This is a genomic window from Paenibacillus sp. BGI2013 (genome assembly GCF_002843485.1).
Classification (GTDB): domain Bacteria; phylum Bacillota; class Bacilli; order Paenibacillales; family Paenibacillaceae; genus Paenibacillus; species Paenibacillus amylolyticus.
Genome location: NZ_PJFA01000019.1, coordinates 1 through 16,604 on the forward strand (window position 1 = coordinate 1; position 16,604 = coordinate 16,604).

Annotated in this window: 13 protein-coding genes; 7 read left to right on the forward strand and 6 right to left on the reverse strand. The window is 45.4% G+C overall.

Annotated elements, in window-relative coordinates; all coding sequences use genetic code 11:
* Positions 1–435 precede the first annotated feature (435 nt).
* Positions 436–1,338, reverse strand: coding sequence for a CPBP family intramembrane glutamic endopeptidase (locus tag CXK86_RS28900; RefSeq protein ID WP_257468247.1), 903 nt, complete (start codon positions 1,336–1,338; stop codon positions 436–438).
* Between the two features lie 139 nt (positions 1,339–1,477).
* Between CXK86_RS28900 and CXK86_RS28905 the strand changes: the two genes are divergently transcribed.
* Complete coding sequence (locus tag CXK86_RS28905) at positions 1,478–2,056, forward strand: TetR/AcrR family transcriptional regulator (RefSeq protein WP_036615266.1); 579 nt, start codon at positions 1,478–1,480, stop codon at positions 2,054–2,056.
* Between the two features lie 153 nt (positions 2,057–2,209).
* Here CXK86_RS28905 and CXK86_RS28910 read toward each other — a convergent pair whose 3' ends face one another.
* Positions 2,210–2,797, reverse strand: a complete 588-nt coding sequence (locus CXK86_RS28910) for an imm11 family protein (protein ID WP_101314974.1) — start codon at positions 2,795–2,797, stop codon at positions 2,210–2,212.
* A gap of 744 nt (positions 2,798–3,541) precedes the next feature.
* On the opposite strand from CXK86_RS28910, the gene CXK86_RS28915 reads away from it, so the two are divergent.
* On the forward strand, positions 3,542–4,513 hold the full coding sequence (locus tag CXK86_RS28915) for a phosphotransferase (protein WP_101314975.1): 972 nt from the start codon (positions 3,542–3,544) through the stop codon (positions 4,511–4,513).
* 33 nt (positions 4,514–4,546) lie between these two features.
* On the forward strand, positions 4,547–5,347 hold the full coding sequence (locus CXK86_RS28920; RefSeq protein WP_101314976.1) for an ankyrin repeat domain-containing protein: 801 nt from the start codon (positions 4,547–4,549) through the stop codon (positions 5,345–5,347).
* Between the two features lie 154 nt (positions 5,348–5,501).
* On the opposite strand, the gene CXK86_RS28925 is transcribed toward CXK86_RS28920, so the two are convergent.
* Entirely contained in the window at positions 5,502–6,539 is a 1,038-nt protein-coding gene (locus CXK86_RS28925) for an NAD(P)/FAD-dependent oxidoreductase (RefSeq protein ID WP_101314977.1), read from the reverse strand.
* Between the two features lie 21 nt (positions 6,540–6,560).
* Positions 6,561–6,947, reverse strand: coding sequence for a winged helix-turn-helix transcriptional regulator (locus CXK86_RS28930; RefSeq protein ID WP_100529012.1), 387 nt, complete (start codon positions 6,945–6,947; stop codon positions 6,561–6,563).
* Positions 6,948–7,087: 140 nt separating this feature from the next.
* Between CXK86_RS28930 and CXK86_RS28935 the strand changes: the two genes are divergently transcribed.
* Positions 7,088–7,441 (forward strand): DoxX family protein, encoded by a 354-nt coding sequence (locus tag CXK86_RS28935; RefSeq protein WP_101314978.1) that lies wholly within the window; start codon positions 7,088–7,090, stop codon positions 7,439–7,441.
* A gap of 176 nt (positions 7,442–7,617) precedes the next feature.
* Positions 7,618–9,513, forward strand: a complete 1,896-nt coding sequence (locus CXK86_RS28940) for an AraC family transcriptional regulator (RefSeq protein ID WP_180361895.1) — start codon at positions 7,618–7,620, stop codon at positions 9,511–9,513.
* A gap of 180 nt (positions 9,514–9,693) precedes the next feature.
* Here the strand turns inward: CXK86_RS28940 and CXK86_RS28945 are convergent, their stop codons facing one another.
* Both CXK86_RS28945 and CXK86_RS28950 read right to left on the reverse strand, forming a co-directional pair.
* Entirely contained in the window at positions 9,694–11,244 is a 1,551-nt protein-coding gene (locus CXK86_RS28945; protein WP_101314980.1) for an exosporium glycoprotein BclB-related protein, read from the reverse strand.
* A 34-nt stretch (positions 11,245–11,278) separates the two neighbouring features.
* Positions 11,279–11,638, reverse strand: a complete 360-nt coding sequence (locus tag CXK86_RS28950) for a hypothetical protein (RefSeq protein WP_036617491.1) — start codon at positions 11,636–11,638, stop codon at positions 11,279–11,281.
* Between the two features lie 903 nt (positions 11,639–12,541).
* Between CXK86_RS28950 and CXK86_RS28955 the strand changes: the two genes are divergently transcribed.
* Positions 12,542–14,482, forward strand: a complete 1,941-nt coding sequence (locus CXK86_RS28955) for a carbohydrate-binding protein (RefSeq protein ID WP_101314981.1) — start codon at positions 12,542–12,544, stop codon at positions 14,480–14,482.
* 33 nt (positions 14,483–14,515) lie between these two features.
* Positions 14,516–16,579 (forward strand): beta-xylosidase family glycoside hydrolase, encoded by a 2,064-nt coding sequence (locus CXK86_RS28960; RefSeq protein ID WP_101314982.1) that lies wholly within the window; start codon positions 14,516–14,518, stop codon positions 16,577–16,579.
* Positions 16,580–16,604: the final 25 nt, after the last annotated feature.

The window sequence follows — 16,604 nt, forward strand, 5'->3', positions numbered from 1 at the left end:
TACATTGAGTTCTATTACAACCGCAAGCGAATGCATGGCGCGCTAGGGTATCTTTCCCCTGCTCGTTTTGCGATGAAATTTACGGACAAATCCGCAGCGTAGTGTCTACTTTTTTGACATAGGTCCAACTACTGCACTCCGGTTCAGGCTTAATCACCTGTCTGCACGTGATTGCACTGGAAAAAGCGGGATACTCAAATGTGAAGTTGTATTCCGGAAGTTTGAGTTAGTGGATTAGTTATGAGGAGAATCCGGTGGCTATCGGGGAAGAGTAGGTACGGAGCACAAGTCTGCAGGATCTCAAAAACAAATACACCGCCATGCAGGCTGATGCCTGGGGCGGTGTATTTTCAGTGCCTGAGCGTCACCCGAGAATACGGGAGAGATAGAGGCATCGTTGCACGCGAAGACTGATCTAACAAGATCTTTTCCCGCTCAATGAAACAAGATCTGCAAAAGAAAATGAGGAGAAGCATTCATGAGTCCATGAATCAAGATAATCACCCATATTTTACGATAGCGGGCCCATAAATAACCAAGGAACAGACCCGTAACCCCATGATTTGCAATCACTGTTGCCACATCAATATCCCACTGACCATTTCCTTGAATGGCAACATGCCAAATGGACCATAGTATTGAAACTAGTAGTATGGCGGGCCATCTTCCAAGCAACGCCTCCAATCGGGTTTGTAGCCATACCCGATAAAAAACTTCCTCCAATACGCTATTGATCATAAAACCAATCAACACCAAGAGAAGTAATTCTGTCATATCGGTTGCTACGATTTCTCCTTCTGGTTGTGCAATTGGAGAATAGAACTTTAGATAACCCCAGACCAAAATAACGATTAGTGGTACGATGACGTGTCTGCGAGTGCGAGGTTTTACCGAGATAATGTCTTGATGCCCGCCAGCCATTTTGCGATAAATCAGAAATAAAATCAACGGAGTGAACATTAATGTCGTTAACTTGAACGCCAAATAATATAGCTGGAAATGTAATCCTTGCTGGTCTATCGTTATCAGAGAAACCGTAAATAAAACGCCTGACAGCAATAATACAATCGATTGAACGACCAAGTGATGTTTCTCCATTTGTTGGAAAATTGAGGAATCATGACTTTGATAAGGAATCATATGGATTAGAAAAATACCAAGGAATGCCGGTAACATACTATGCCATATTGGAATCACTTCCTCATGATCAGCCGTGTACCTTATATTCAAATTTCCGGTCCACACTAACCACAATACAGCAGCAAATATAATGATCATACATAATAAGCCGATTGCCTTTCCCCATGCTGGAAGCATTACTTTGAATTGCTGATTCATTCCAATTGCACTCCTTTGAGTGGCATGTTACGTTTGCCCCATTCTTTTTTAATTCAGTTGAGTTAAATAAATTCTAGCACATCCCTTCTTCATCGTCTATTTATTTCAGTTGAGTTAAATAATATGATATTCTGTGTGTATGCCAAAAATCGTGGACCATGAGAAGATGAAGAATATTATCGCTGAAGCTACTTGGAAAATCATTAGTGAGAAAGGCATTCATCATGCAACGTCAAGAACGATTGCGAAGGAGGCCGGATTATCACAAGGCGCTTTAAGACATTACTTTTCAAAACAAGAGAGTCTATTAGCGTTTGCAATTGAGTTAGTTAAGGAAAAGGTACTTACTCGAATAAAAAATCTGAATGCAAGAGAACTGGCGCCTCAAGAAAGAATTGTTGAATACTTGCTCGAACTAGTCCCGACGGATGAACAAACATTATTGGAAATGGAGGTTTGGTTTGCATTTGTAAGCTATGGAAAAACGCAAAAAGGGTTCGACGCCAATTATGAGGACCTGCAAAACGCAATCAAGAACTGCATCATGTACTTGAAAAATGAAGGTCTTCTGCGTACAACCGATGAAGAGAAGGAACAAGAAAAACTGTATGCCTTTATGAATGGGATGGCTCTCAATTTGTATCTAGAGCCGGATAAGATAAATAGAACACGAAGCAAAGAAATGATACAAGACTATATCAATTGGATTATACGTTAAAGGAAAACTTGATGCATAGATCAGAGAGCTAAGTCAGCTGACCCGCGCCAAGCAAAATACACAAGAAAGTCCGGTGGCTACCGGGGAAAAATAAAGACTAAAGAGCCCACGTTTTGCGTGGGCTTCTTTGTGCTTCCATTATATCCATACATTTTAGGTGCTTACATCTCCGACTTCTGTAACGTTTAGATTCAGCTTATGTTTTCGGCATACTTCGTAAAAATCTTTTGAAACAATGGGTTTGAAGATATTTATATAATCCAGCATAAAAAATTCATGCTTGCCAATTCGCTCTTCATGAAGGCAGATTCGAGATACAACTTTGACGATCTTACGTGGAGGTTGTTGTACAGATGCAGCAATGACCGCTTTGCGCCCATATTCCGAACGTTCATAATCAAAAACATCCAAACGATCGAGCTGATGTGCAGTCCAATAGGTTTTTTCAACCGCACGACCGTCGTGGTAACACACCGTTGTCGGAATAAACTGTGTATTTGTTTTCGTTTCCTCCAACAGCGTTTTAAAACGATCTGATACGTGTCTCGTTCCTGTGATCGTCTCAAAATAATCTACGTTCAGGTTGCGTACCGTAGACAGTAGCTCAACCTCTGCCGTTGTCCCCTCAGGCAACGGATTCTCTATCGCCAAATAATTCATATCTAATTGGGGAGTGAAAGTTGTTCCGCCACTAATAAACCCTCTACGTGGATATTGAGATTCCAGAAAATAATAGTTCAAAGAATGATGTCCCCTTCCGAATGAAGTGCATTTTAATCAATTATACGGGTCAAATAGCGATAAATAAAACACCATGACAAGTTAGATTTATCTTTTGTTGGTGTACTTTTTCATTTTTATAGACTACATAGAGGCCCACATCGAACGATGCGGACCTTCGTTAGGGTTATATTGTTTTAATGAATCTAGCACACGCTATTTGCTCTCATTAACACAAGTTTAAATTCTAACGAATCCCAGAGACGTTATTTCGTCAGTTCGGTCCATTTTCAAGGTGTTGACACCGTTTTATGACGGAATAGCGTTACTGAGGTTCGTTAAACCTTGTAGTCTTTCATAATCCACCATTTAAGATGTGCTAGATTCGTTAACGCTTGAAACGAGGGGGAATCGATAGGAGTGAAGTCCCTCCTTCATTTGCATAGTTATATGGCGAATATCCATTATTTTAATAGATGCCTTGTTCCATAATAAAAGATGTTCATTGAAATGTAAGATGGCTTTCCAGCTCCTTAAAATCATTGGTCATATATTAGTCAATAGAGAGTCAACTTGCATGCAAAATAGGGGCCGGATCACCCACTAACGTGAGTACCCGACCCCTTTCTTTAATATACATATGAATATACAGACCTTAATCAACACTTTAACAGATCAAAAAGAAACAGTCTATATTTTCGGGAAAATATTCTATATATTTAGGTTGCTGGCCGGCAAAATACAGTTGAAACGGAGCTTAAGTCGATGATGTCCAACAACCATCTTACTCGTGAAGAATTACAGGATTATGTGCAACATGTATTTGGTGCCAGTTACCTCATAACGCAGAGCGCAAGAATACATGGAGGCGCACAAAAAGTCATTTACAAAATTGACTGCACGAATGGTTTCACTTGTATGCTGTACGTTTGGGATATTTCCAGCAACTATTTTCAGGAAGAGATCTTGAATGAACCCACTTTCCACAGTTCCTATGGCAGCGAACTTTTCTCTTTGAATACTCGCTTTCTCGCTCAACATGGAATTCGAACACCAATCTTGTATGATCTAAATAACGATAGAGACCGGCACTCTTATGATTTTGCTCTTGTTGAGTATGTGGATGGACAGAAAGCCGAAGCGTATTTCCAGCATAAAAATCACAAAGATCGAGATGAGTTGTTTCAACGGATCAGGGATATGTTGTCTAATATGCATAACATCCAAAGAAACGTTTATGGAAACGCCAACGATAACAGTAAAAAGGCTGGGCCTTGCTACCAAGTTCAACGGTTGGATGCCGAAACAGCCTTATCCTATGCATCCAAACACATGACAGATATAAGGAATAATGACAAAAGGTTGCTTGAGAAACTTTACGAATTGGAAGCAGCAATTCAACCTAGAGATCTCTATAGTTTCATTCATGGAGAGTTAGGTCCGGATCATATATGGATAGATCATGTTATGCAACCATGCCTTATTGATATTGAGGGCGCAGGATTCTTCGATCTCGAACATGAGCATAGCTTTCTGGAGTTTCGATTTGGAGATTTTTATCATTACGTAAAAAATAACGATCTCGACCAAGAGCGGATGACATTTTATCGATTTTGCCATCACTTGTCCTTGATATCAGGAGGATTGAAACTGCTTCATAGACAATTCCCCGATCAGCAATTCGCTAGGGGGCTCGCGGAGTATCATGCCAGATGTGCAGTTCAGATGCTTTCATGAATATGGATATAAGCCTGGAAGGAGATTTGGAGCATGGAGTTTATTCACGAAGATGAAAAACTTGCAGTGAGCGTTATTCAAGCCATTCACACTGGAGATATTCCAACGTTAGAGCAACTGCTGGCAGAGAATCCGGGATTGGCAAAGATAAGAATATTGGAAAGAAAGCCTGACAACGTAGATGCCGACTCTAATATCTCTCGAACGTTGCTGCACGTGGTGACGGATTGGCCGGGGCACTTCCCTAATGGAGCGGATGCCGTGCGAGTATTGACCAAGTTTGGTGCGGAAGTGAACGCTCCTTTTGTCGGTCCAAACATCGAGACACCTTTGCATTGGGCTGCAAGCTCCAATGATGTTCAAGTGCTTGATGCCCTTCTTGATGCTGGCGCAGACATTGAAACGCCTGGCGCGGTGATCGCCGGTGGCACGCCGCTGGACGATGCTATTGCTTTTGCACAATGGAATGCAGCACGACGCTTGGTTGAGCGCGGCGCGATCTTTGCCCTTTGGCATGCGGCTGCCCTTGGAGATATTCACGCCATACAAGAACATTTTAAAGGAGCCCAACTCCCGGAACGTTATCCTTGGGGAACAAGCACCTCCCCTTCTCCTCCCGATGCAGTAACCGTTGCCTTCTGGTGTGCTTGCCATGGAGGTCAAAGAGAAACAGCCGAGTACCTGCTTGACCAAGGCGCCGAACTGAACTGGACAGCCAGCTGGGATGGAATGACTCCGCTGGACACAGCAAAACGCAATTTTTCATCCGAACTGATCCCGTGGCTTGAAAGTCAAGGTGCCAAATCCGCTAGCGAGATTCACACAGGTAGATGAAAAGCTAGCATGGAATTGCCATTCGCCAGTGGCTGCGAATACAGTTATGAGGAGAATCCGGTGGCCACTGGGGAAGTATAGAAGACTCCAACAAATATACACAACGAAAAGTACATCGTCACTTGAGCGATGTACTTTTCGTTGTGTGGTGATTCTAAAACCGTGAGAGGCGACAAGGGTCTAATTCATTTCTTGATTTGCCATCAATAATTTCACTTGCAGCCAGATGCGCAATCAGCGGCGCCAGCGTAATTGCAGAATGCATTACCGTCAGATAAAGTCCATTCATGTGATCATGGAAGCCCACAATCGGATAACCGTCTTCAGGCATGGGTCTCCATCCAACCTTTATGCTCTCCAGTTCCAATTGATTACCGTGCTTGAGACTGCGACGCAATGTGTCGTAAGCTCGCTTACCGACCGCCTGTGGTCCGTTTTCCTCCGACTCGTCGATATAATCTTCCGCAGCCAGCAGCGTATAATCTGTCAGTTGACGCGCCTCAAATTGCGCATTGGAGATTATTGTGTGTATCCGTTTATTAGCAGTTTTCATCCGAATCAGAATCGAAGGTGACGAAGTTATTGGCACGTGACAACCTAACGGGTTACAAAGTTCGGGTGTACCTGTTCCTGCGGCCAATACCACAACATCCGACTCCACAAAACCCTTGGATGTATGAACACCAACCAGACGGGAACCCTCTTGCTTCAGCTGTGTAACGTTGGTGTCGAACTGAATCTTTGCTCCGTACTCTTGCGCTTTGCTCAACAACAGCTCCGTTACCGCTATAGGGTCCACCGCACCTTCTTCGCTGACAAACATGGCTTCATCCGGATATTCCTTCAGATTGGGCTCCAATGCCTCAAGCTGCTCCCGGTTTAATTTTTGAAAGTGTTGCTCCCTTAGAGGCGGAGTGTCCCAAGTTAGCGCGCCATGCCAATGAATTTTCAGTTCGGACAACTCTTGCTGAAGTGTGTGATACTCTTCCACAGCTGCATCGTACAAATGCCAGTATTCAGGAGCCACTCTATGCGTCGTATGTATCCAGGCAAATGATTTTTCCGTGACTTCACGCGCCGCGGCTGAGTGGCGTTCAATAACAGTTACATCTTGATTTCGTTTGGCTAGATGATAGGCCATACACGCCCCAACAATCCCTGCACCAATGATCACAATTTTTTGTTTATTCAAAACTAACTCTCCCTTGTCACCCTATCCCCCCAAGGAATCGATTCTCCGTGGTTCGGATGGGTGTGCTCCTTTTTCGTCTTCTTCGCTGTACAGCTTCTCCATATGCTGCATATGGCCGGCTCCCCAGTCGCTCATTGTCTGGAGCACAGGTTTCATGAGCTGTCCGTACTCCGTAATCGAGTATTCGACCTTAGGGGGAATTTGAGCATATACTTCGCGATGTACAATATCGTGATACTCCAGTTCTTTTAACTGCTGGGTCAGCATTTTTTTTGAAATATCTGGAATGGCTTTTTGTAATTCGCTGAACCGCATTGTACCGTTGCTCAGCAGTCGTAGAAGAATCAAAGATTTCCATTTACCCGTAAGGATATCCAAGGCCGTTCCGAATTTGCAATATACCGTCATTCTTATTCCTCACTTTCTCACCATACCCGGGTATACTTTTGGTTACCTGGTTAGGTTTAAGTGCCTACTTCCAGATTGGGCCTTCTCACTTTAGTATAGAGGCAGATATTAAAATCGAGCAAGTGAGGGGATAAGAAAAGATGAATGTAACGTTATGGATCGTACAACTTATATTGGCGCTAGGTTTCATATATTCAGGATGGATGAAAACCATTCGTATCGAGTCGTCAAAAAAGACCTGGGCCTGGGTCAATGATGTGCCAAAAAGTCTAGTTATTTTGATTGGAATCGCGGAGCTACTCGGAGCGCTTGGCCTTCTTTTGCCTTGGGCACTGAACATCACTCCGGTGCTTACACCCATCGCCGCAATCGCTTTGGCTACGGTCACCCTGTTCGGGATGCTGTTTCATGTTTGGCGTAAAGAGTACCGGGAGCTCGGCGTTAATATCTTCTTTATAGTTCTGGCATTGATCATAGCCTTTGGAAGACTATAAAGGAAACGGGGAACGTTTTGGAAAGTGACAAAAAGCCACTAATATTATTATATAATAACCTCACCACATAAAAGGCTGGCTTCAACAGCTCATGGAAGGAAGACAACTCTCTATTGAAAGCAACCTTGAATGTACAAGAACACATACTCATCTGGAATTGTGCATCGCTCAAAATCATGGATGTACGACATATTGTCATACAAGCCGACGAGTGCGTACGTCCTTACCTGTTCCCTGCCAGCGCCTTTCTGTACGTAACGAATGGCAATGCAACCGTGATCTTAGACGGAAATGAGCATGCTACCAAACCATTTTATATGCTTCATGGGGGCAAAAACACCCGTCTGGACATCATCCCAACGGACGAATCCTTTCATTATTACCTAATTTTCTACAAAGCCTCCTTAGCGCTATCTGGCAAGCAGCATACACTTCAACAACCGGATCAACCATTGCCATTCCACCTCCAGTACGGTTTTATTCCATATCATCCTGCCATCCTCTACGAAATCACTGAGCGAATGCTGGGCGAGTGGAATAAACCGGGACGCTTGGAGCGACTCCATACCAAAACACTATTCTATCAATTTGTATATGAATTGCTCAGACAAATGGATCAACAGCAGGTAAGCATTGTTAGGCCTAACCTTGCTTCTCAGCTTATTCGCTATATGCAGGAGCACTACGCTAAGCCGCTGACGCGGGAAACCCTCGCTCATACATTCCATTACAGCGTCCCTTATCTGTCCAAGTACTTCCGACGTGAAACTGGCGCAAGTCTAATCGATTACTTAATCGGTATTAGGATGAACAAAGCAGTAACGCTGCTGCAAAAGACCGAGTTATCTCTGCAAGAAGTCGCTGCAAGCGTCGGATATGCTGATGTATCCTATTTTATAAGAATGTTCAAAAAACATACGGGAGTCACACCAAAGCAATTCAAGGATGAGTCCGGACAAGTGACAAAAGGTTCTTATCGTCCTATCCTTAGGCTTCGATCATCCATTGCTCCGCGTAAACTCCGTCGTTATATTGATATCAGAGATGATAATCATTATCAACATAGCGAAAAAGGAGATTTACGGATGTATAGAAGCAAACTACCTGTAGGAATTACCCTCCTGTTGTGCCTAACTCTATTGGTTAGCGCATGTTCCAGGCCAGCAAACACGAATGGAAGCACTGGCAGTACGCAAAGTCCAACTGTAGGTGCAGAGAGTAATATCAGTAACACCACAACCGGCTCGGAGATGGTAACCTATTCTGCGGTTAACGGTGAAGTACAAATCCCCAAAAAACCTCAAAGGGTCGTAATGGTTGCAGGAGCCTTTACCGGTCATTTGCTAGCTCTTGGCCTTAAGCCTGTTGGAACTGGTGATGAGTCCTTTAACAGTTATACAGAAGGAAAACTCGATGACGTTGTCAACATCGGTAACGATGTACCCTACGAGAAAATCATGGAGTTGCAGCCGGATTTAATTGTCGTTTGGAATGACCCTGAAACGATCGAAAAGCTGTCCAAAATTGCGCCGACCGTCGCTGTTGAATATGGAATACCTCTACGGGAGCAATTGATGGATTTTGGCAAGATGACTGGTAGAGAAGAGCAAGCGAAGGCCTGGATCACAGAGTGGGACGCTAAAATTGCTGAATATAAACCACTCGTGGAGCAAGCGGTAGGTGATCGCACGGTTTCGATTTTTGATACGGGAAGTGCCAAAGAATTTTATGCTTACGGGAGCTTTGGTAGAGGTGGAGATATTATTTATGGCGAGTTTGACCTGAAGGCACCGCCGATCATTCAGAAGGAAGCCATCGATAGCGGCAAAGGTTGGGCCAAGTTATCACTTGAATTGTTACCACAATATGCAGGAGATTATATCTTTGTAAGTGGATGGACAGGTGATGAGAGTGGAGATTCCGTTTTTGAAGGTCCTATCTGGGATAACCTCCCTGCTGTCCAGAATAATCACGTTTATCGCGAGGAAAGCCGTGGCTTCGTGTTTAGTGACCCAATTTCGTTGGAAGCCCAACTTAAATTTGTCGTAGACAGCCTAACCAAAACAGAGTGAAATTGATTAGGCCACGGTATGTACGAGGCGAGGAGCAATCCTCGTCTTTTTATGTTTTTGTATAGTCCTTATCTTTCATTTGAAGAGAGTTTGAAAACAAAAGCACACACATAAACAGGGACCTCTCACCCTGTTGGCAAGAGTCCCTGTCTTTAAACTTGTTATATAGCCCATTTTCCGTTAAGTGATGGTAAGGCCGCCACTTGCATATCCCGCTACCGTTGTAGCCACATCAATTCCGGCTGTTACTGATGCTGAGAATACCATAAGCAGGCGGTCACCGGCAGATACCGGAATACTCAGTCCTGTAGTCACCCCGCTGGATATTGTGCCCAGTGCCAAAATGCCGGTCAGTGGAGGAGCTAATGTTACCAATGCACCCGGTACAGCTGTAAAGGAGTTATTAGGTGTAGTGGATCGGAATAATTGTGCAGTTAAGGTTACTGTAGATCCAACCAAACTAAGTCCGGCTGTTGTGCTGAAATAAGCGGCCAGTGAAGTAATCGTTCCTGCACGCGATGCTGAGAAAGCAAAGTTAAGCAATGTGCCTGCAGCGCCTGTGAGATCAATAATTCCTCCGTTAACACTTACTCCGGTAGAACTGTTACCAAAACCAACTAAACTGGAAGTATTCAAAAGTCCACCCAAAACTGTAGTCAACACAACGGGAAGCCCTGATGCATAAGGAATAATTGTTCCAGAACCACTCGCACCCGTAGCCCCGGTTGTACCTGCCGTGCCTGTCGCTCCGGTTACACCCGTTGTCCCCGCTGTGCCTGTTGCTCCGGTTACTCCCGTTGTACCTGCTGTGCCTGTTGCTCCCGTTACTCCGGTTGTACCTGCTGTGCCTGTTGCTCCGGTTGCTCCCGTTGTACCTGGTGCGCCTGTTTCTCCTGTTGCTCCTGTTGTACCTGCTGTGCCTGTCGCTCCCGTTACTCCGGTTGTACCTGCTGCGCCTGTCGCACCTGTTACACCCGTTGTACCTGGCGTGCCTGTCGCTCCCGTTACTCCAGTTGTACCTGCTGTGCCTGTCGCTCCTGTTACTCCGGTTGTACCTGATGCGCCTGTCGCTCCGGTTACACCCGTTGTACCTGCTGTGCCTGTCGCTCCTGTTACTCCGGTTGTACCTGCTGTGCCTGTCGCTCCTGTTACTCCGGTTGTACCTGCTGTGCCTGTCGCTCCTGTTACTCCGGTTGTACCTGATGCGCCTGTCGCTCCGGTTACTCCCGTTGTACCTGCTGTGCCTGTTGCTCCGGTTACTCCCGTTGTACCTGCTGTGCCTTGTGCTCCTGTTGCACCTGTCACTCCAGCTGTCCCTGGTGTGCCTGTCGCCCCCGTAGCCCCGGTTGCGCCTGTAGCTCCGTTGATGCTTGGGGTTTCACCCAGCAATTCGGAAGAAACCAAACGATGGGCTGTTACCAATGCGCCTGTGCTGCTCTTACCCCATACGGACACTTGAACAGGATCATTAACCGTCGCTGTTGTTGTAAAAGTAAACTCGAAGGCATCTAAATTGGCAAAATAGTTGTTGGTTACTATTTGATTAGGTGCGATGTCAAAAGACTCACTGACATACAGAACCCTCATTCCACCACTCATGTAATACCCTTGTATTTGTATGGTTGAGGTACTCACATCACTACGGTTATCAATTTTGACTGTAACTGTCTGAGTCGGCCTTACACCGCTAACAGCATTATTTTCTATTGGCCCTGTTGATAAAAAGCTCATCGCTACATCTCCTCTTTTGGGGATTTCTGATCTCCTAGATGTCATTAACTGTTTTTTCGTGCTCCACCACCCGGTGTGCATCTACCAATTGCCCAGAGGCTTGTTTGCCCCACACTGAAATCCCTACTTCCTCCACACCTTCCACGTCTGTTCCAAAAACAAACTCAAAAGCAGCTAAATCTGCAAAATAAGTTCTGGTCACTGCTTCATTAGGAGCAATACTGATTACTTCACTCACATACAGCGTTCTTGTTGTGCTTAGCACATACCCCTGAATGGATACTGTTACAGAGTCCACCTCAGCCCGACTTACCAATCTAATCGTTACCTGTTGGGTCGGTCTAACCCCGGAAACCGGATTGTTTTCAATCGGCCCAGTTGACAAAATAGCCATTTTTCCCATCCCACCTTTATGAACCTCTGACTCTAGCAGTATTTGGCATAAGCTCACTAGATAGTAATATTCAAACACTCAATCAACGGTGTGGACAAAACACAGGGGGCACCCCACCATTATCACTTAACAACCTTCTACGCTCAGGGCTTTAGCTATACAAAAACTGGAATATGTACAACAAAGAGAAGAAATTATGCAATGTCAAAGTTGGTCAGCAAGTAAGAGTAGATTTTGTTATATAACCAGGATCGATTCCAGAAAAAAACGAAAATAACCGTTCCCCCGTTAGATTCCAGGGAAACGGTCACAGCTTAAGACGTCTTTTTCTCGTATCTAATTGTTGGCCGTGTAAAGCTATGCTTGAAAGTGTAGTTTTATAGAATACGAGATCGTATTTTACCATCAAGCCCAATGTTAAACACATAGAATAATCATTCTCTTCATCCTCTACTAAAAAATAGAAAAAGATTGTATTATCTTAAAATTGTGATATGATATCGTCAAGTTAATAAACATTTAAATGAAAATATGAAAGATAATTACATTTAAACGTGACCAAATCTCTTTCTTCGCCAAATTTCAGTGTCCTAACCCATTTTATTGAAAGCGATTACAAAAAGAAACCTGACAGATTATAGCTTTTCTAATCGCACCCCCAGATACAGGCTTACTTCGGGTTATAGCCACTCCTCTTGCTGCCGTGACCACATACCCGGTGCACAGGTTGTCTGGCTTAAACCATATATGACAACATGAAGACTTAACCTAATAGCCAACCTAACCATTATTTCAAGAAGGGGGTGACATGAGGAAAATCTTTTCGTTTTTTCGGCATTTCATCATCTCAGTTATTCTGAATTTCAGCTCACCAACTAATCCAATCTCATGGAGGCGAAACGTATGATTCGTAAACCGCTAGTTTTGTTGTTGTCGTGTCTGTTAATCTTTGTCACCCTGCCCGTGGAATCAAGCCATGCAGCCAATGCAGCCGTTGCCAAACTTCCTGGAAACTCTAATCCCCTCATCGATCATAAACTGGGAGCCGATCCTTATGTGTTCGTCCATAACAATCGGGTCTATGTCTACATGACAGGTGATGCATATCTGTACAACAGTGACGGCTCTGTCCGAGAGAACCAGTACAGCACGATTGGGAAAATTAACGTCATCTCCTCAGCTGACATGGTGAACTGGACAGACCATGGTTCCATCCCGGTAGCGGGTGCGAATAATGCCAATAATGGACAAGGAATTGCCAAATGGGCTACTCAGTCCTGGGCTCCTGCCATGGCGAAGAAAACCATTGCTGGCAAAGAAAAGTTTTTCCTGTACTTTGCCAACTCGGGTGGAGGTATTGGCGTACTCACGGCTGATTCCCCCATTGGACCGTGGTCCGATCCAATTGGTCGTGCCCTCCTGACTCACGGTACACCGGGTATGTCCGGCGTAACCTGGCTCTTTGATCCGGCTGTACTTGTCGATGATGATGGCTCTGCTTACTTGTATGCTGGAGGCGGCATCCCGAACGATACCAATGCTGCTTCCATTGCCAATCCCAAAACAGCTCGGGTCATTCGTCTCGGTGCCGACATGACCAGTGTGGTGGGCAGTGCTGTGACTATTGATTCTCCTTATATGTTCGAAGATTCTGGCATCCACAAGTATAACGGCAAATATTATTACTCCTACTGCATCAACTTCGCGGGAACACACCCCACTGCATATCCAAAAGGTGAGATCGGATACATGGTCAGCGACAGCCCGATGGGGCCTTTCACGTATAAAGGACACTTTCTGAAAAATCCCGGCACGTTCTTCGGTGTAGGCGGCAATAACCACCATGCCGTGTTCCAATTCAACAACGAATGGTATGTGGCGTACCATGCGCAAACGGTAAGCAAGGCATTCCTCGGTGATGGTAAAGGGTACCGTTCCACACATATCAACAAACTGACACATAATGCGGATGGAACAATCCAGGAAGTTCAGGGGAATATGACAGGTGTACCTCAGACCACTAACCTCAACCCGTATGTCCGCGTGGAAGCCGAAACCATTGGCTGGCAAGCAGGAATTAACACTGAACCGAGTCAAGCGAGCGGTGGACCTGTAGCCAATCAGAATGTCACTAATATTCATAACGGGGATTGGATCGCGGTCGGCAATGTTGATTTTGGCTCAGCTGGAGCCTCCAAGTTCAAGGCCAATGTCGCTTCTACCGGAAATGGCAACATCGAGGTTCGACTGGACAGTCCGACAGGCCCACTAGTTGGAACACTTAACGTAAGTTCAACTGGCGGTTCGCAAACTTGGCGCGAGATGGAGACCAATGTTAGCAATGCTACAGGGGTACATCGTTTGTATCTGGTGTTTACAGGCTCGGGCAATGGAAATCTGTTCAAACTGGACTACTGGCAGTTCACATCTGGTTCGGGCGGCAACCCTAACCCAAACCCAAATCCTAATCCCAATCCAAACGTTACGCGTTACGAAGCCGAGAATATGACGCTTGGCGGCCAATACGCTGGCGTAATCAGTTCCCCTTTTAATGGAGTCGCTCTTTATGGGAACAATGATTATGCAGCATACAATCAATATTTTGCATTCCCAACCCATCAATTCTCCGTCCGCGGCGCTTCCAACAACAATAATACAGCTCGTGTTGATCTGGTCATCGGGGGTGTAACCGCTGGTTCTTTCTACTTCACGGGAACGGAGCCGACCGTTCAAACCCTCACCGGCATCACTCACGGTACAGGCAATCAGGAAATCAAGCTGGTCGTAACAACGGATAATGGCACTTGGGATGCTTACATTGATTATCTGGAGTACTCGCTTTAATTCATAGGACATGATCAATTGGGAGGATAGAATATGTGGAAAAAAATCAGTGCTCTTCTACTCGCTCTTCCTTTGCTTATAACATCATTCCCTTTGACAAGTCCGGCAGCTTCAGCCGCAACGTTCAGCAATCCGGTTATTTACGCGGATGTTCCTGACAGTGACGTCATTCGGGTAGGCAATGCATTTTATATGACAAGCACAACGATGCATATGAATCCGGGAGTCCCGGTCATGAAGTCTTATGATCTGGTCAACTGGAGCATCGTAAACTATGTATACGATACGCTTGGAAACGGGGATATACAGAATCTGAACAATGGACAAAACGAGTATGGGCGTGGTTCCTGGGCGAGCAGCTTGCGGTACAACAACGGTATATATTATGTGGCCTTTGGCTCGCTTTCTACGGGCAAGACGTATATTTACCAAACCAGCAATATTGAAACAGGGCCATGGACACCTTACACATTGAACAGTTATTACCATGACCCCTCCCTTTTGTTTGACGGGAATCGAACCTTTCTTGTTCATGGCAGTGATAACATCAGTATCGTTGAGCTGACACCTGATGCCAAAGCCGTCAAATCCGGCGGGCTCAATCAGGTCCTGATTCCAAACGCAAGCAGTGTGGCCGGCTCCAACATGATTGTAAAGGCAGAAGGAGCACACATTCAGAAGATCAATGGTATGTACTATGTATTCCTGATTGCCTGGCCTTCGGGTGATGGTCGCATTCAGCTTGCCTATCGTGCAAACACATTGACAGGTCCATACACAGGTAAAGTTGTACTCAGAGACTCGGGAATCGCCCAAGGAGGCATCGTGGATACCGCATCCGGCGCTTGGTACGGCTTGCTGTTTCGTGATAGCGGGGCCATTGGACGCATCCCCTATCTCGTTCCTGTGACGTGGTCTGATAACTGGCCTGTGTTTGGGGTGAACGGCAAGGTTCCCCTTAACATGAATATGCCCGTTGAAGGTCAGCCTGCTGCCAAAATCTACGGGTCCGATGAGTTCAACGCAACCACATCAGGCACACCCTCAGTAACGCAACTGTTAGTGAACGGCGGCTTTGAGGAAAGCAGCATTCAGCCGTGGACCAGCAACAATACGGCAACCATCAACTTAACGAATGCCGAAGCATTCAGCGGTACAAAAAGTCTGCTCGTCAGCGGCAGACAGCAGACAGCAGGCGGAGCCAAACAGATGGTTACAGGCAAGCTGGTACCGGGAGGAACATACTCTTTTTCGGCAAAGATCAAATACACTACTGGTCCTGCAACCAAAACGTTCAATCTTAGCATCCAGAACGGTGCAAGTTACACCGGAATTACCATTATGGGCAGTGCGACGTTAACTCGCGGACAGTGGGGTACCATTCAAGGTACGTATACCGTTCCGTCAAATGCAGACCTGTCCCAAAGCTTTATTTTTGTGGAAACACCGTATAACTCGAATCCGGACCCGACCAATGATTTGATGGCGTTTTATGTAGATGACGTCTCCCTGACGAGCAATTCATCTTCCGGTACATCCAGTCTCGCTACTTTCTGGCAGTGGAATCATAACCCTGATGCTGCCAACTGGTCCCTGCTCCAGCGGCCCGGTTTCATGCGGTTAACCGCAGGCAAAATCAGCAAGAACCTGTTAGAAGCCCGCAACACGCTGACACAACGAACCTTTGGTCCAAAAAGCACAGGGATGACCGCTTTGGATACAGCCGGCATGAAGGATGGTGATTATGCTGGACTCGCTGCTTTTCAGGCCAAATATGGTTTTGTCGGCGTAAAAATGACGGGCAGCACCAAATCCATCGTTATGGCTAATGCCAGTTCCGGCACCATGACTGAAGTAGCAACTGTGCCATTAAACCAGAACAGAATCTATCTACGCGTCATCTGTGATTTTACGAACCAAACCGACAAAGCCTACTTTGCTTATAGCCTGAATGGCAGCAACTGGACAACCATTGGCAATACACTTCAAATGTCTTACACCCTGCCACACTTTATGGGATACCGGTTTGCACTATTCAATTATGCAACGAAGTCTACCGGAGGATATGCAGATTTCGATTATTTCCGCGTAGAATAAATGTAGTTTTATTCGGTTATTAATT